This is a genomic window from Spirosoma sordidisoli (assembly GCF_004138325.1).
In the GTDB taxonomy this organism is placed as follows: Bacteria; Bacteroidota; Bacteroidia; order Cytophagales; family Spirosomataceae; genus Spirosoma; species Spirosoma sordidisoli.
On record NZ_SBLB01000001.1, the window covers coordinates 1655473 to 1672187 of the forward strand.

Here is a 16715-nt window from a genome sequence, read left to right on the forward strand (position 1 = left end):
AACTTGCAGTATGGAAAATTTCGTGGTCTCGGCCCGCAAGTACCGCCCCGCTACCTTCGATACCGTCGTGGGTCAGGAGCATATTACGACTACCCTCAAGAATGCCATCAGGACCAATCATTTAGCCTCGGCGTTTCTTTTCTGCGGGCCGCGCGGGGTTGGCAAGACCACCTGCGCCCGGATTCTGGCCAAGACCATCAATTGCCAAAACCTGACGCCCGAGGGCGAGGCCTGCGACCAGTGCGAGTCGTGCGTCAGCTTTTCCCAAAATGCTTCCTTCAATATTCACGAACTCGACGCGGCCTCGAACAACTCGGTCGAGGATATCCGGAACCTGATCGATCAGGTACGCTATCCACCCCAGTCGGGCAAATACAAAATTTATATCATTGACGAGGTGCACATGCTCTCGTCGGCGGCTTTCAACGCCTTCCTGAAAACACTGGAAGAGCCGCCGGCCTACGCCATTTTCATTCTGGCCACCACCGAGAAACACAAGATTCTGCCCACGATTCTGTCGCGCTGCCAGATCTTCGATTTCAACCGGATACAGCCGGAACACATTGCCGGGCATCTGGCCAAAATAGCCAGCCAGGAAGGCATCACCGCCGAATCCGAAGCGCTGGACCTGATTGCCCAGAAAGCCGACGGCGGCCTGCGGGATGCGCTGTCGATGTTCGACCTCAACGTAACCTTCGCAGCCGACCGAATCATTCGGTACAAGGACGTGCTGGACAACCTGCACATTCTCGACTACGACTACTACTTCAAACTGACCGATCTGCTGCTGGCGGGTAACCTGCCGCAAAGCCTGCTGACGGTCGATGAGATTTTGCGCAAAGGATTTGACGGTCACCAGTTTATCGTTGGCATGTGCCGCCACTTCCGCGACCTGCTCGTCTGTAAGGATGCGGCCACGGTTCAGCTGCTTCAGGTAACGGAAAACGTTCGGCGGCAGTACCTCGACCAGGCAGCCCGCGCCCCTATGTCGTTTCTGCTGTCGGCACTCAGCCTGGGCGGTCAGTGCGACATGAACTACAAAGCGGCCAAAGACCAGCGGCTGCATACCGAACTGTGGCTGATGAAGCTGGCCAACCTGCGCAACGTACTGGACTGGGAAGCGATACCGACTCTGTCGACAAACGGATCGCACCCAACCAGCCACCCTGCCAGCGGAGACCCCGCCGGCGAAAAAAAAAACGACGGACCGACCCGCAGCCAGCTACAGCCCACGCCTGATAGCCCTGCACCCGACCCACCCGTCCTGATCGAGTCACACCCGTTTACGAGCGAACCCGTCAATGGGTACCACCCCACAACGCCCGCTAACGGCCAGCCGACCAGCCCAACCTCGTATGCGCCCCCCGTCCCTGACCGGCGACCAGTCGAGCCGGTGCCCATAGCCCCCGTTCCGGTTGCCGCTACCGCCGACCGCCCGACCAAGCCCGCCCTGGTTCCGCCCGCGCGACCCGCTACCAGCAAGCTCCGGTCGACGGTGCCGCTGACCACCACCATGGCCCGGCCAGCGACCGAAGCCGAGACCGACACTCCGGCAGCCCCCACCCGGCCTGACAAACCGTTTGATTTCGATCAGCTACGGTCAGCCTGGGTGTCGTTTGCCCGGCTTCGCCAGCAACAGAATGACTCGGCCAGCGAACAGCTGATCCTGAACCGCGACATTGAACTCGACGGCTTGACCGTTCGGCTAACGCTCGACAACACCCTGCAGGTAGGCATCCTGAACGACTTCAAAGTAGAGCTGGTCACTTACCTGCGCAACCAGCTCCAGAATAGCCAGGTACAGGTTGAACACGAAGTCAGACTTCAGGAAGTGAAGAAAATGATTTACAGCCCGCAGGATAAGTACAACTACCTGGCCGAGAAAAACCCGGCCCTGCACGACCTGCGTCAGGCCCTCAACCTGGAGGTCGACTACTAACCGGAAGCTACCGAAATCAACGCAGCAACGGGGGACCTCCGTACGAAAAGGCATTTACTTGCCCCGGGCCTCCCGGATCAGCGATTTGTACTGCGCTACGGCCAGCGCCTTTTTGTAATACAGCTTTGCCGTTTGCTGGTTGTTGCTGCGGGCCGCAATGCGGGCCAGACCGGCATATGCCATGGCCTGATACTCCTTCGTATAGGCCGCATTGACCGGTTGCCGGAGGGCGGCCTGGTACGCGCTGGCCGCTTCTTTATCGTCTCGGTCGGCCTGCTCGGCCAGTATCCCATCGAACGTATACACGGCCAGGGGCAGCAACTGCCGGTTGCTCATCTGCTTCAGGCGCTGTACATAGGGCCGCGCTTCGGCATAGCGACCAGCCAGCAACAGGGCTTCGGCGTTGATCATCCCGAACAGCGGGTTATTTGGGTATTTATCGGCCAGATATTTGGTAAACACAACCGCCCGGCCCGGCTGGGTTTCGTGTTTCAGGAGCACATGCGCCAGGTAATAGTTGGCACCGGCCCGCATGAACAGCGCCCGTTTGGCAGCAATCTCCATCTGCTTCAGGCCCAGGGCCATATCGCCGTCATCGAAAAATACCATAAACGGCCGCACAACCGGATGATCGATGGGGTAGCGCTCTACGTAATAGTTGTACAAACCCGTCGTAAAATAAAAGTCGGGGTTTTTGTCCATGAGCCGGAAACCATCTTTCAGATACCCGTACGATTTGCGCGACTCCCCAACGGCCTTAATCGTTTCATTCTGGTTGTTATACAGCGCGGCCAGGTAGCTGTGCGCCGTCAGCGCAAAGAAAATACCTTCCGGATCCTTATCGTTTCGGTCGAGCAGGCGCTTCGACAGGTCGAGACCCTGACCAACCGCTTGTATGAACTGAGCTTTAGCCGCCGGGTTCTCGTGAATGGGCACGAATTGCAGTTCCAGCTTGGTAGCCAGCAGAATAGGCCCGATCGGATGCTGCGGATAGCGGGCGCGAATCTGCCGGATCTGTTCATCAGCCTGGGTAAACTCCATGCTATAGATATTGTCCAGCACGCGCTGAACGGTTTGCTGAGCAGCCGGGTCGGTCAGCACCTGGGCCGGAGCCAGTCCGGGCAAAACCAGCAGCAGGAGCCCAATGAAGAAGCGAAAATGTACAGTGAACGGTGTCAACGTATAGCGGTTGATTCTGTACGGCCGGAACCGTACTTTTGTTGAGTGCGTATTATCTAACGAGGGCTATACGCAAAAGTTTTCATTCATGATTCAGTACGAACAGTTTACGCTGGACAACGGCCTCCGGGTGTTTGTCCATGAAGACGCCACCACTCCCCTGGCCGCGGTCAATATACTTTACAACGTCGGCTCGCGCGACGAAGATCCCGGCCGGACCGGATTTGCGCACCTGTTCGAGCACCTGATGTTCGGCGGTTCGCAACACATCCCGAGCTACGACGAGCCGCTGCAACGCGTAGGGGGCGAAAACAATGCTTTTACCAGCCCCGATATCACGAACTATTATATCACGCTGCCGGCCGCCAACCTCGAAACCGCCTTCTGGCTCGAGTCGGACCGGATGCTGAGCCTATCGTTCGACCCACAGGTGCTGGAGGTGCAACGGAAAGTAGTCATTGAAGAGTTCAAGCAACGGTATCTGAATCAACCATATGGCGATGTCTGGCTGAAGTTGCGCCCACTGGCTTATCAGCAACATCCATACCAATGGGCAACCATTGGCAAAGACATCAGCCACATCGAAAACGCGACCCTCGACGACGTACGGTCTTTTTTCTTCCGCTACTACCTGCCCAACAACGCGGTACTGGTCGTTGCCGGTAACGTAACCGTCGAAGAGGTAAAACAGCTATGCGCCCGCTGGTTTGCGCCCATCCCGGCCGGGGCTCCTTACGTCAGGCAGCTCCCGCAGGAAGCGGTGCAGCACGAAGCCCGCAAACTGGAAACCAGCGCCAAAGTTCCGCTCAACGCACTCTACAAAGCCTGGCACATGCCGGGTCGCTTCGAGCCGAACTTCCAGACGACCGACCTCCTCAGCGACATGCTGGGCCGCAGTAAATCATCGCGCCTGTATCAGCAGCTCCTGCGCGACAATCCGCTTTTCAGCAACATAGGCGCGTACATCACCTCGTCGCTCGATCCCGGCCTGCTGGTCGTACAGGGTACGCTGAACGAAGGCATCTCGCTCGAAGAAGCCGACGCAGCGGTTGAGTCGGTTATTCAGGAGTTTATCGATCAGGCTGTTCCAGACGAAGAGCTGACCAAGGTGAAAAACCAGGCCGAAGCTACGCTGGCCTTCTCGGAGGTCGAGTTGCTGAACCGCGCCATGAACCTGGCCTACGCGGCCAACGCGGGCGATCCCGAACTGGTCAACCAGGAAGCCGCCCATATTCAGGCCGTCACACCCGACGATGTGCAGCAGATGGCCCGGCAGGTACTGCGCCCCGAGAATTGTTCGACTTTATATTACCGCGTTGCATGAAAATCCGGGTCGGACAGGGCTACGACGTCCATAAACTCGTAGCAGGCCATCCGTTCTGGCTCGGCGGTATTCAGATTCCGCATACCCACGGCGCCTTTGGCCATTCAGATGCCGATGTTGTCTGCCACGTTTTGTGCGACGCCCTGCTGGGGGCCGCCAACATGCGCAACATTGGTTATCATTTTTCCGATAAAGACCCGCGCTGGAAAGGCGTCGACAGTAAAGTGCTGCTGGCCGAAGTGCTGCGGATGGTGCGGGAAGCGGGGTACGAAGTCTCGAACGTCGACGTAACGGTTGTGCTGCAGGAGCCGAAGCTAAACCCGCACATCCCGGCTATGAAGACCTGCCTGGCCGGGGTCATGCAAATTCCGGAAGACGATATATCCATCAAAGCAACCACCTCCGAGCACCTCGGCTTCGTAGGTCGGCAGGAAGGCATAGCCGCCCACTGCGTAGCGCTTATTTATAAATAGCCAGAACCCCGATAGTATGACCCATCTAACTCTACCACCGCGTTACCTGATGGCTGCCCTCGCCCTCCTTGTGCTGAACGCCCCGATTGTGCGGGCTCAGAAACCGGCCGATATGCCGCTGGGGTTCGAGGAGTACGATCCGGTATCGACGCTGAAGGTACCCGAGCATAAGCTGACCCGCGCCAAGTTTCCGTTTATCGATGTGCACAACCATCAGTTCCAGATGGACAAGGCCGACCTGCGGCCGCTGGTGGCCCAGATGGACAGCCTCAACATGCAGGTGATGGTAAACCTGAGCGGGCGCGGCTGGGGCAACGTAGCCGAAAATACCCGGTTCTTTACCGCAGCGGCCACCAATATCCAGAAAACGAATCCGAAACGGCTTATCCTGTTCTCCAACATCAACTTCGATGACATTGGCAAGGCGGGCTGGACCGATGAGGCCGTAAAAACGCTCGAGGCCGACGTGAAAGCCGGAGCCAAAGGGCTGAAGATTTACAAATCGCTGGGTTTTAGCGTGAAAGATGAAAAAGGCCAGCGCATTCGGGTCGATGATCCGCGACTGGACCCGATCTGGGCCAAATGCGGACAGCTGGGCATTCCGGTGCTGATCCATACAGCCGACCCGAAATCGTTCTGGGACCCGATGGATCGCTATAATGAGCGCTGGCTCGAACTCAAACTCCATGCCGGCCGCAAACGCTCGCCCAATGACCCCGTTCCCTGGGAGAAGCTCATTGCCGAACAGCACAACGTTTTTCGGAAGCACCCCAAAACGACCTTCATCAACGCACACATGGGCTGGTACCCCAATGACCTGGCCAAACTGGACAGTTTGATGCAGGTATTCCCGAACATGAACGTCGAGATTGGAGCTGTCATTGCCGAGCTGGGCCGTCAGCCACGGGCCTCACGCCAGTTCTTCGAGAAGTATCAGGACCGGATTCTGTTCGGTAAAGACAGCTGGGTGCCGAGCGAATACGCTACCTATTTCCGGGTGCTTGAAACCAACGACGAGTACTTTCCTTACCACAAAAAATACCACGCGTTCTGGCGTATGTACGGCATGGGACTGCCCGACGAGATTCTCAAGAAAATCTATTACAAGAATGCATTGCGGATTATTCCGGGGCTGGACAAAAGCCAGTTTCCGCAATAAGTACCATTGATGTGTTACTATAGGTCAAGTCATACCGTCGTATTCACCAAAGGAAACCCGATGACCCTGCTTCGCCACTGTTTTTTCTATCTGTTCGTCCTGATCGGCCCGTTATCCGCCCGGGCGCAGAACCTGTCGACCGACGACTTTGAGCACCAGCTGAAGAAAACGCCCGGCGCCCAGCTCCTCGACGTCAGAACCCCCGGTGAATTCGGCGGTGGCCACCTGCCGGGCGCTACGAACCTCGATTTCCGGAACCCCGCTTTCGGACAGAATCTGACAGCCCTTGACAAGACCAAACCCGTCTATGTCTACTGCCTCTCGGGCGGGCGCTCGGCCGAAGCAGCCAAACTGATGCGCGAACAGGGGTTTTCATCGGTCTATGAGTTGCAGGGCGGCTATCTGAAGTGGACCACCAAACTGAAACCGATCGAAGGGGCCAAAGCCAGCCCGACTGCCAAAGCCGTTACCCCTGCCGAGCTGAAAGCGTTATCGGCCAGCAATCGGCTCGTCCTGGTCGACTTCTACGCGCCCTGGTGTGCGCCCTGCCAGAAAATGATGCCGATCATGGAGCAGCTGCAAACCCAGTACGCGGGTAAAGTGCTGGTGGTTAAAGCCGATGCCGACGCCAGCAAAGCCCTGATGCAGGCCTATCAGGTCGACGAAATTCCGACCCTCCTCCTGCTCAAACAGGGCAAGCTGACCGAGCGGCTGATCGGCCTTCAATCGGCTGCTTACCTGACCGACCTGCTCGATAAAAACCTGTGACCCGCCGTCAATGATCATTACCCGAATCAACCTCTACGCCTACAACATCCCGCTTAAAGCCCCTATTGCTATTTCGCTGGGCACCATCGACAGCGCCCGGAATATACTGGTCGAAATTCAGACCAGCGACGGGCTGACAGGCTGGGGCGAAGGGTCGCCGTTCTGGATGATCGTTGGCGAAACGCAGGCATCGGGTATGGCGGCTGCACAGGATATGGCCCGGCTGCTGCTGAACCGCAATCCGCTCGATATTGAAGGATGCGTAACCACACTGACGCGCTATCTGCCCGGCCACGTCACCACCCGATCGGCCTTCGACATGGCCCTGTATGACCTGGCTGCTAAAGCCGCCAACATGCCGCTGTACCAATTTCTGGGTGGCTCCCGGCGCTCGCTGGTCACGGACGAAACGATCTATATCAACACCCCCGAACGCATGGTCGACGACGCGTTGCGGATTCAGGCCAATGGGGGCGAAGCAATCAAGGTCAAACTCGGTACCAGCCGGGTCGACGACATCCGTCGGGTAGAAGCCATCCGGACCGCCATTGGCGACACTACCCCCATCCGGACCGACGCCAACCAGGGCTGGGACGTGGTTACCGCCCAGGCCGTCCTGCGAGCCATCGGCGGCTGGAACGTACAATATTGCGAACAGCCCATCCGGCGACACGACATTGCAGGTCTGCGACAGATTCGGCGCTGTTCGCCGGTACCGCTCATGGCCGACGAAAGCCTGTTCGATGCTACCGACGCCATCCGGCTCGTTCGGGATGAAGCGGTCGATTATTTCAACATCAAACTGGCCAAAAGCGGAGGAATCTTTGACGCGCTGGCCATTAATGCCATTGCCGAAGCCAGCGGCATTGCCTGCATGATTGGCTGTATGTCGGAGTCACGGCTGGCGCTTACGGCCAACGCGCACTTCGCAGCAGCCCGGCAAAACGTTCGTTTCTGTGACCTCGACGCCTGTTTTGAGCATGCTATCGACCCCGTACAGGGCGGTATCGTATACCGGGGCTACCAGATCGAGCTGTCTGACGCGCCCGGTATCGGTGCAGAGGTTGACCCCGCGTTTCTGAGCAGGCTGGAAACAATCGCCATCAGCAGCAGTACGGCCTTATGAATACCATCCCGCCTGACCGCCGGTTTGCGCTGCTTTTCGCCCTCGTCACCGGGCTGGAGCTGGTGGGCGATCTGGCGCCGATCCGGTGGCTGCACTACATCAGCAAGCCGCTCATTGTTGGGCTGCTACTGGCCTGGTCATGGCGGCACCGGCGGGTTGGCGGACTACCGATGACAATCTTGCGTATTAGTCTCGTTTTTGCGTTACTGGGCGATGTGTTCCTGATGATCCGGGAAGTCGATCTGTTTGGCCTCGGGCTGGCTTCGTTTCTGATCATGCAACTCGGCTACTGCGTTGTGTTCCGAATGCGGGGAGCAGGGCAGTCCGTTTCGCTACCGACGGCTGGTCTGCTGGCGCTGCCGTTCGTCGTCTACGCAGGCATTTTTCTGCTGATTCTGCAGCCGACGTTCCGAACCACCCCCGCCCTGAACGGCCTCTGGACCCCGGTTGTTGTTTATATTGTTTGTATCAGCACCATGGGCCTGCTGGCTGCGCTACGCCGGGGACAGCCGGGCTACGGCCCCGTATTGATCGGGGCGCTGCTGTTCATGGCGTCAGACTCGGCCATTGCGGTCAATGCCTTCCTAACGCCTTTTGCCGGAGCCACTGTATTCATTATGAGTACGTACGCAGCGGCCCAATACCTGATCGTTACCCATATTCACCCCACCCAATGATTACTATTACACTAGCTCAGACAGATGACGACCTGCGCGGCATACTGGCCCTGCAACAAAAAAACCTTGTCCGCCACCTACCGGCCGATGTGCAGGCCAACCAGGGCTTCGTCACCCTTCAGTATAGCCTCGACCAGATGCAGCAGATGCACGCCGTGGCCCCGAGCGTTGTAGCCAAAGATGGCGACCAGATTGTGGGTTACGCCATTACCTCGGCGCCCGAGACACGTGCGTTCATACCGGAGCTGGGCTCTCTCTTCGACCAGATCTACTCGCTGACCTACGAGGGGCAGCTGCTGAGTCAGTACCCCTATTACGTGATGGGGCAGGTTTGCGTGGCTGACACTCACCGCGGCCAGGGTATTTTCGACCGGCTTTACGAGCACCACCGGGCTATGTACAGCCACCGCTACCGGATGCTCATTACCGACATCTCGATTCGGAATACCCGCTCCTTCCGCGCGCATGAACGTGTGGGGTTCCACCCTGTTCACCAGTTCTACGAACCCGGCGCGGGCGAAACCTGGATCGTTGTCGTGTGGGACTGGCAGTTGCCGGGCTGAGTGGGTAGAAACAAACCCGGCCCGCGTTCTTTCCTGGTAAGACCCCTTTCACCGATTTATTGGCCTGTTCCATGCGTTTCGTTCTTCCGTTCCTGCTCGTAACGACTACCCTGCTCGCTCAGACCCGACCACAGGTTTTTACCCCCGCCCGCACACCCACCGAGGCTGGTTTCTCGGCTGAGCGGCTCAAGCGGCTCGACACCTTCCTGCAAGGGTTAGTTGACCAGGGTATTGCCCCCAATGCGGTTACGTTCGTGGCCCGTCGGGGTAAAGTGGTTCATTACAAAGCGTTCGGGTACAGCAACCTGGAGAAGAAGACGCCCCTCAAACGCGACGACATCTACCGCATTGCTTCGCAGTCAAAAGCCATTACGACGGTAGCGCTGATGACACTGTTTGAAGAGGAACGGTTTCTGCTCGATGATCCCATCAGCAAGTACATACCGGCGTTTAAGAATCCTAAGGTACTGGTTCGGTACGACCGCAAAAACCCCACCGGTGGCAGCTACGAGACCCGGCCGGCCCGGAGTGAGATTACCATTCGCCAGCTGCTGAGCCACAACGCCGGTATTCCTTACGAACATCCCCTCGATCAGCGACCGGAGTTCAGGGTGCCGTTCTTCAACTCGACTGCGCCCGACAAACTCGAAGACGCCATAAACCGGCTCGCGGCCCGCCCCCTGCTCAACGACCCCGGCACCGACTCGACCGGCAAAGGCTTCGTTTACGGCCTCAACACCGACATCATTGGGCGGCTGGTTGAGGTGCTGGCCAACAAACCCCTCGATGTCGTCCTGCGCGAACGGGTACTCGACCCGCTGGGTATGACCGACACCTATTTCTACCTCCCGCCCGGCAAGAGCAGTCGCCTGGTTGAACTGTACGACAAAGGCAGTGCCGATAAACCGCTGGTGCTGCACCCAAATGAAACCTACCGGCAGTATGCCGTTTCGGGAGCTAGGACCTATTTCTCGGGTGGTGCGGGCCTGGTCAGCACCGTAGAAGACTACGCCCGGTTCTGCCAGATGCTGCTCAACGGCGGCACGTTCAACAACCGGCGCATCCTGGGTCGGAAAACCGTTGAGATGATGGTTCGTAATCAGATCGGCGCGGCCGAGGTCTGGGATCGGCGCGATAAGTTCGGGCTGGGGTTCCAGCTCATTACCGAAGGCACCCACTATGGCGATCAGTCTACGCCGGGTTCGTACACCTGGGGAGGTATGTATTGTTCGGAGTTTACCATCGACCCCAAAGAAGAACTGATTCTGCTCGTTTTCACCAACGTTCAACCCTACGCCCACTACAGCGACTTCGTCCGCAAGTTCCGCACCGCCGTTTATCAGGCCCTGGAATAGATCTGGAATAGATTTCGTATGGCCAGTTGACGGGACTTGACAGAAAAGCATTGGAGACAGGTATTTTTGCCCTTATCTTTTTCCAACCGATGCGTAAAAAAATTGCTCTTATCGTAGTGGGGGTACTGGCCGTTCTGCTGGTCTGGCAGTGGGAGTATGTCAGCTATGGCTACAGGCAGGCCAGAGGTCAGCTCCGAATCATGCTCAACACCCAACCGGTAGCGGAGGTGCTGGCCAACCCGGCCTACCCCGACTCGTTGAAACAGAAAATAGAACTTATCCGCGAAATCAAGCGTTTTGCCATTGATTCGTTGCGGCTCGATCCATCGGGCAGTTACGAATCGTTTTACGATCTGAAAGGCCAGCCGCTGATGTGGATGCTGATTGGATCTGAAAAATACAGGCTTGTACCGGTCGAATATCACATTCCGATATTGGGCACGTTTTCGTATAAAGGCTTTTTCGACCGCGACCGGCTCACAGAAGCGGATACGGCCTTACGAAAGCAAGGGTACGATACCCGAATCAGTGAAGTAGCGGCCTACTCGACATTAGGATTTTTTAAAGAACCTATCCTGTCGAATATGCTCTCCCGAACGGAAGGTAGCCTCGCTGAACTGATCATTCACGAGCTTACTCACGGCACGCTCTTTGTGAAAGATAACCTGGAGTACAACGAAAACCTGGCCGATTTTGTGGGCGAGTACGGTGCCCAGCGATTTCTGGCCCGGAAGTACGGCGTTAACTCTACTATTTATAAAGACTATCTGGCATCAAAAGTGTACTACGAGCGCTACGACGATCACGTACTGAGAGGTACCCAGGCGCTCGACAGCCTGTACGGGACGTTTAAACCCCAGACGGCCGAGACAGTCAAAGATTCATTGAAGTGGAAAATGATCCGGCAAATCGTCAGTTCGGCGGATACATTGACTGATGAGCGAAGTCTTTCAGGCGTTCGTTCAGTAAAAAAGAGACAATTGAGCAAACTAAACCTACCGAATAATGCGTATTTTATTGGCTACCTCACCTACCGGAAACAGCAGAATCGGTTCCGGCAGGAGTTTGAAAGCCAGTTCAACAGCGATTTCGGGCGGTATCTGACATACCTGAAACAAACCTATCCATCTTTGTAAGTGAGGTCCGGCCAACGGGCTGTTGTTGCTATGAAGAAGTATTTGATTGGTCTTGGTGTTATTTCGGTGCTGGCAACGGGCTTTACAGCACTGAATAGCTACCGGCGTGTGGTCAACACGAGCTTTGGGCCGGGCGAACATCTGGAGTACCGGGTTCACTACGGGTTTCTGAACGCTGCCGAAGCCATCGTAGACGTTAGTCCAACCCTGTACAAAGTAAACGACCGCGCCTGCTACCGCGTCAACGTTGACGGGCGGACCGTAGGGGCGTTTGACCTCGTTACACGGATCCGCGATACCTGGCGGTCGTATATCGATACGTCGGCCATCCTGCCCCAGAAATTCTATACCAGCCTTCAGGAAAACAGCTACCGCAAGGAAGAAAACATTACGTTCAACCACGCAGCCAATACGGTAAAAGCGGAAGAGCGGACCGAGCGCGATACCTTTAAGGTACCCGATAATGTACACGACTTCATCAGCGGCTACTATTTCCTGCGGACGATCGACTTCAACCACATGGCGAACGGGCAGGTGCTCGAAGTACCCGCTTTCTACGACGATACGGTCTATAACATGAAGGTGCGGTATCGGGGCAAAACGGTCGTTAAAACCAAACAGGGCAAAATCAACGTGATCCGGCTCAACCCGGTATTGCCCCAGAACAAGCTCTTTAAAGACGAAGAGTCGATCCGGATTTTTGTGTCCGACGATACCAACAAAGTACCTGTCAAAGTTGAGGTAGATCTGTGGGTGGGGTCTATGGTGATGGATCTGCGCCAGAACAGCGGTCTCAAACAGCCCTTACGCTTCTTCTAGGCCACTGGCAAAAGCCTGTTCCAGCTAATCTGAAAGACCGTCCAACCGTCGGAGTCGGTACGGAGCGAAAACGGAAATCCGTGGTTGAGCAGAATCTCCCGCGTGAGCGTCAGGCCAATACCCTGCCCGTCGGCTTTGGTGCTGAAAAACGGGTTGAACAGATCAGCCGCTACCGAAGCCGAAATGGGTTGCCCGTTGTTTCGAATCTGTACCTGCTGATCGGTTAGTCGCAGTTTAACGACCTGCCCCGGCTGGCAGGCTTCCAGCGCATTTTTAATCACGTTGACCAGCACCTGCTCCAGCTGTCCGACATCGATCGGCGCGTAGACCGGCCTGTCGGGTGCAACCGCCGACAGGCTAACCCCCCGTTTTTGGGCCTGTGGCTGCATCAGCCGCACCACATTCTGAACCAGTTCAGCCACGTCGGACCGCACCGGGCTGGGAACCGGCAGCCGTACTACGTCGGCAAACCGGCGCATGAACAGGTTCAGCCGGTCGTTTCGCTCGATGGCGACGCGCACCGCCTGCCGGATGTCGGCATCCGAAATTTCGGGTTCGGCAATGGTTAGAATAGAATTAACGGCGCCGATGGAGTTATTGACCTCGTGCGCCATCATGCGGATCACCTTCCCGTAGGCCTTTTTCTCGGTCTCGACGATCTCGGCCGTTAGTTCTTCAATGAACAGAAACTGCCGCTCGAACCCCCGGTCGATGAACTTCCCGCGCATGGCCCGGTAGGTTTCTACTCCGGCCAGTTTGATCGTATGCGGCTGATCGGGAGGCAGGGCGCCCAGTTGGGTCAGCAACGGATGGCCCGTGGCCGACAGCGGTTTAGCCAGCAGGTCGTAATCCGATACCTTCAGCAGCTGACGGGCCTTCGGGTTGAGGGCCGATACGCGTTCATCGAAGTCGAAAATAAGTAGGGCAATCGGCGACGCGTCGATCAGTTTGTTCAGGAAGAACTGCTGCTCGGCCTGCCGCGTCCGTTCGTGACGCAGTTGATCGATCATCAGGTTATACACCTGGATGAGCTCATCGACCTCTTCATTGCCCGTCGGAACGAACTTGATGGTAAAGTCTTTTTCACGAATGGCCTCGATACCCGACGCGATAAAAGCCGATGGTTGCTGGAAGGTGCGATACAGGCGAATGGCCACGTAGAGCGACAGGATAATGAATACTTCGGACGCAATGAACAGGATTTTATGCTCTTTCAGCAACTGAAATACCAGCCCGACCAGCACCGCATGAACGGCCAGCATATAAAGCAGGTAACGCGTTTGAAAATTGAGGTGCATATCGTCTAAACGAGCCAGGGCGGGCAATATACCCGGTACCAGCCCGGATCGGTACGGGCCCGACTGCCGCTGGTTATGGCCTTTAATCGTCGGTATTGTAGGCAATGCCGTACTTTTCGAGTCGGCGGTAGAGAGCAAACCGGGTGATACCCAGCGCCCGGGCCACGTTGGCGACCCGGTTATTATGAAAAGCCATAGCCCGCTGAATCATCTGAAACTCCATCTCCTCGAGTGTCATCGTTCCTACGGCCGGCATGCCAGCATTCGCTGCCAGACCCGCCGGGCGCGAACCCAGCGGGGTAACGTGCTTCTCGAAATCAGCTACGGTCAGGGTGTCGGCGGGGGCCAGGAGCACTGCCCGTTCCACAATGTTTTTCAACTGGCGGATGTTGCCGGGCAACGACAAGCCTTTCAGCCACTGCAGCGTGTCCTTGCCGACCTGTAAGGCGGGTCGGTTATAGAGCGTTTTCAGGTTGTTGATAAAGAACGCCACCAGTTTTGGAATATCGGCCGGGCGCTCACGCAGGGCCGGAAGCCGTACGGTAATCAGGTTGATCCGGTAGTACAGATCCTCACGAAACAGGCCCTGGCTGACCATTTCTTCGAGGTTACGGTTGGTGGCGCAGATGACGCGCACGTCAACGGTTCGGGTCTTGCTGCTGCCAAGCGGTTCAAATGTCCGGTCCTGCAATACCCGCAACAGCTTGACCTGGGCGGCCGGGTCGAGGTCGCCGATCTCATCCAGAAAAATGCTGCCTTTGTGGGCCAGCTCGAACCGACCCACCCGGTCGGACCGTGCATCGGTGAAGGCACCCCGCACATGACCGAATAGTTCGCTCTCGAACAGGGTGCTCGATATACCGCCCAGGTTGACTTTAATGAACGGCTGTCGCTTTCGCCGGCTGTTCTGATGGATAGCTTCGGCGATCAGTTCCTTGCCCGTACCGCTCTCGCCCGTGATCAGGACCGGCGCATCCGTTGGGGCTACCCGCCCAATGGTCTCCAGCACCTCGAGCAGCCGGGGGTCTTCACCCACAATCGTATCGAACTGAAACCGCTCGTCCAGCTGACGCCGGCCCGCCGAGACCGGCTCGCCCCCAGAACGACCGGTACCGGCCAGCTGCAGCGACGTCTGAACAGACTGAAGCAGGTGGTCATTTTGCCACGGCTTGGTAATAAAATCGCTGGCCCCGGCTTTCATACCGGCTACGGCCAGGTCGATACTGCCCCAGCCCGTAATCAGGATGACCGGCACGCCCGGTACGCGCTCCCGGATGTACCGCAGGAGCCGCAGCCCATCATCGCCCGACGTATCGACCGAAAAATTCATGTCGAGCAGAATCGCTTCGGGAACCTCCTGCTCCAGCACCTCCCGCGTTTCGAACGGGCCATCGGCCACGCGCACAGCGAAGCCTGCCTTGCGAAACAACAAAGACAAAGACGTTTGAACAGCGCTATCGTCGTCGATAATGAGGAGCATATAAATCGTTGAGAACGAATTGATTTCAGCAAAATCGGAATGCTTTTATTCCAATGATTGCAGTGTCATAGTGGGGTGTTTAACGGTAAATGGCGCTCTTTGCGGGCTGGAGAGTACCCATAATTCACGTTGACCATTCTTCACTAATCAATCAATAGCTCTGCTACTCGGCATGCAGGGCTACGGCGGGTTGTACGGTAGCGGCCTGCCGGCTGGGAAATAAGGCGCAGAGCGTAACCAGCAGGTAGATAACCGCTACCGACACCCCGATAGCCGTCAGGTATACCGACGACTTGAGGTTGAACACGTTCAGCAGCGGAAACTGCCCGGCCAGTAGCAGCCCCAACACCAGCGCAAAAGTAGCCAGTACCCACATCTCCCCCACAAATTGCCGTGAAATACGACGCTCCGTAGCCCCCAGCGCCCGACGCAGCCCGATTTCGCCCCGGCGTTTGGCAATGCTCACGTTCAGCACGCCGAACAGACCCAGCGCTACGTTGATGAGCAGAAAACCACTTACGATCAGGAAGATAATAACGGGTACCAGCGCGATATTGTGCTGATTGGTCCGCTGGTTTTCGAGGTAGGAGACTTCTATGGGCCAGCCTTTGGTGAGCAGACCCAGATCGCGGGTCAGTTTTGCCTCGAAGCCGGCATCGGTGCCGGGCTTTACTTTCAGCAACATAGACCGGGTATAGTTCCGATCCGGGCCTTTGTTCATCTGAAAAAGACCCGGCAGGTTTTCCTGGTACTCACCCCGGGGTTTGAAGTTGCCGACAATGCCCACAATCGTGAAGTAGTCAGCAGATTTGCGCTTATCATCAACCCCGCCGAAGGCAATCTTCTTCCCCAGAGCGGGCTCGTCGCCGAAGAGTGCTTTCTTCAGGGGCGTGTTGATAACCAGCGTGCGGGCGTCGGGCAGCTCGTCTGACTTATCGAACCAACGGCCTTCCAGCACCGACACGCCGAGGGTTCGGGGCATGTCCAGATCGGTCCGGAACTGCTGAGCCAGCGTAGTTGCCTTGTTGTTGGTCACATCGCCATTCGATGAGTTCATGGTAAAAGGGATATTGTTGCTGAACATCGTAGCAGCTTCTACCTGCGGATACGACAACACCCGGCTCTTGATCTGCTGCATGATGTCACCAACGGTTGAGTCGGCCTCTCCGCGGGAATCGAACCCCAGCGACCATCGGTTTTTGTACTCGAAACCAATCGGTTCCCGGTAGTTCTGAAGATTATACACAATCAGGCTGGTAACGCCGAACAGAACCAGAAACGAAGCCAGAATCTCTACGATAATCAGCAGATGGCTTCCTTTCTTATTCCACATAAGTCGGATGATATGACGTAACATAGGAATGAGCGATTGAGTGAATGAGTGACTGAGCGATTGAGTGAATGAGTGGTTGGTGATTG

General features: G+C 56.7%; 15 protein-coding genes. 11 read left to right on the forward strand and 4 right to left on the reverse strand.

Annotated features, from left to right (window positions below; translation table 11 throughout):
• Positions 1-10: 10 nt before the first annotated feature.
• Positions 11-1939: a DNA polymerase III subunit gamma/tau gene (locus EQG79_RS07105; RefSeq protein ID WP_129600898.1), complete on the forward strand. Its 1929-nt coding sequence runs from the start codon at positions 11-13 to the stop codon at positions 1937-1939.
• Between the two features lie 54 nt (positions 1940-1993).
• Here EQG79_RS07105 and EQG79_RS07110 read toward each other — a convergent pair whose 3' ends face one another.
• On the reverse strand, positions 1994-3118 hold the full coding sequence (locus tag EQG79_RS07110) for a tetratricopeptide repeat protein (protein WP_240699292.1): 1125 nt from the start codon (positions 3116-3118) through the stop codon (positions 1994-1996).
• Between the two features lie 88 nt (positions 3119-3206).
• On the opposite strand from EQG79_RS07110, the gene EQG79_RS07115 reads away from it, so the two are divergent.
• The 10 genes from EQG79_RS07115 (at position 3207) to EQG79_RS07160 (ending at position 12518) form a co-directional block, all read left to right on the forward strand.
• Positions 3207-4442, forward strand: a complete 1236-nt coding sequence (locus EQG79_RS07115; protein ID WP_129600901.1) for a M16 family metallopeptidase — start codon at positions 3207-3209, stop codon at positions 4440-4442.
• Complete coding sequence (gene ispF, locus EQG79_RS07120; protein WP_077920791.1) at positions 4439-4915, forward strand: 2-C-methyl-D-erythritol 2,4-cyclodiphosphate synthase; 477 nt, start codon at positions 4439-4441, stop codon at positions 4913-4915. The genes EQG79_RS07115 and ispF overlap by 4 nt, the downstream gene beginning before the upstream one ends.
• 49 nt (positions 4916-4964) lie before the next feature.
• A complete protein-coding gene (locus EQG79_RS07125) occupies positions 4965-6074 on the forward strand; it encodes an amidohydrolase family protein (RefSeq protein ID WP_129601159.1) in 1110 nt (369 codons plus the stop codon).
• A gap of 60 nt (positions 6075-6134) precedes the next feature.
• The gene (locus EQG79_RS07130; protein WP_077920787.1) at positions 6135-6842 is read left to right on the forward strand and encodes a thioredoxin domain-containing protein; all 708 of its coding nucleotides are present in this window, start codon (positions 6135-6137) and stop codon (positions 6840-6842) included.
• Between the two features lie 10 nt (positions 6843-6852).
• The gene (locus tag EQG79_RS07135) at positions 6853-7968 is read left to right on the forward strand and encodes a mandelate racemase/muconate lactonizing enzyme family protein (RefSeq protein ID WP_129600903.1); all 1116 of its coding nucleotides are present in this window, start codon (positions 6853-6855) and stop codon (positions 7966-7968) included.
• Positions 7965-8645, forward strand: coding sequence for a lysoplasmalogenase (locus EQG79_RS07140; protein WP_129600905.1), 681 nt, complete (start codon positions 7965-7967; stop codon positions 8643-8645). The genes EQG79_RS07135 and EQG79_RS07140 overlap by 4 nt, the downstream gene beginning before the upstream one ends.
• The gene (locus tag EQG79_RS07145; protein ID WP_129600907.1) at positions 8642-9208 is read left to right on the forward strand and encodes a GNAT family N-acetyltransferase; all 567 of its coding nucleotides are present in this window, start codon (positions 8642-8644) and stop codon (positions 9206-9208) included. Before EQG79_RS07140 ends, EQG79_RS07145 begins: the two co-directional genes overlap by 4 nt.
• Positions 9209-9279: 71 nt before the next feature.
• On the forward strand, positions 9280-10563 hold the full coding sequence (locus tag EQG79_RS07150) for a serine hydrolase domain-containing protein (protein ID WP_129600909.1): 1284 nt from the start codon (positions 9280-9282) through the stop codon (positions 10561-10563).
• 89 nt (positions 10564-10652) lie between these two features.
• Positions 10653-11699: an aminopeptidase gene (locus tag EQG79_RS07155; protein WP_129600911.1), complete on the forward strand. Its 1047-nt coding sequence runs from the start codon at positions 10653-10655 to the stop codon at positions 11697-11699.
• Between the two features lie 30 nt (positions 11700-11729).
• The gene (locus EQG79_RS07160; protein ID WP_077920781.1) at positions 11730-12518 is read left to right on the forward strand and encodes a DUF3108 domain-containing protein; all 789 of its coding nucleotides are present in this window, start codon (positions 11730-11732) and stop codon (positions 12516-12518) included.
• Here EQG79_RS07160 and EQG79_RS07165 read toward each other — a convergent pair.
• From EQG79_RS07165 to EQG79_RS07175, 3 genes are all read right to left on the reverse strand, one after another.
• Positions 12515-13921, reverse strand: coding sequence for a sensor histidine kinase (locus EQG79_RS07165; RefSeq protein ID WP_317126238.1), 1407 nt, complete (start codon positions 13919-13921; stop codon positions 12515-12517). The genes EQG79_RS07160 and EQG79_RS07165 overlap by 4 nt on opposite strands.
• Positions 13899-15296 carry a sigma-54-dependent transcriptional regulator gene (locus EQG79_RS07170; RefSeq protein ID WP_129600913.1) on the reverse strand — a complete coding sequence of 466 codons (1398 nt, stop codon included), beginning with the start codon at positions 15294-15296 and terminating at the stop codon, positions 13899-13901. Before EQG79_RS07170 ends, EQG79_RS07165 begins: the two co-directional genes overlap by 23 nt.
• Positions 15297-15459: 163 nt before the next feature.
• Positions 15460-16653, reverse strand: a complete 1194-nt coding sequence (locus tag EQG79_RS07175) for an ABC transporter permease (protein ID WP_129600915.1) — start codon at positions 16651-16653, stop codon at positions 15460-15462.
• Positions 16654-16715 lie beyond the last annotated feature (62 nt).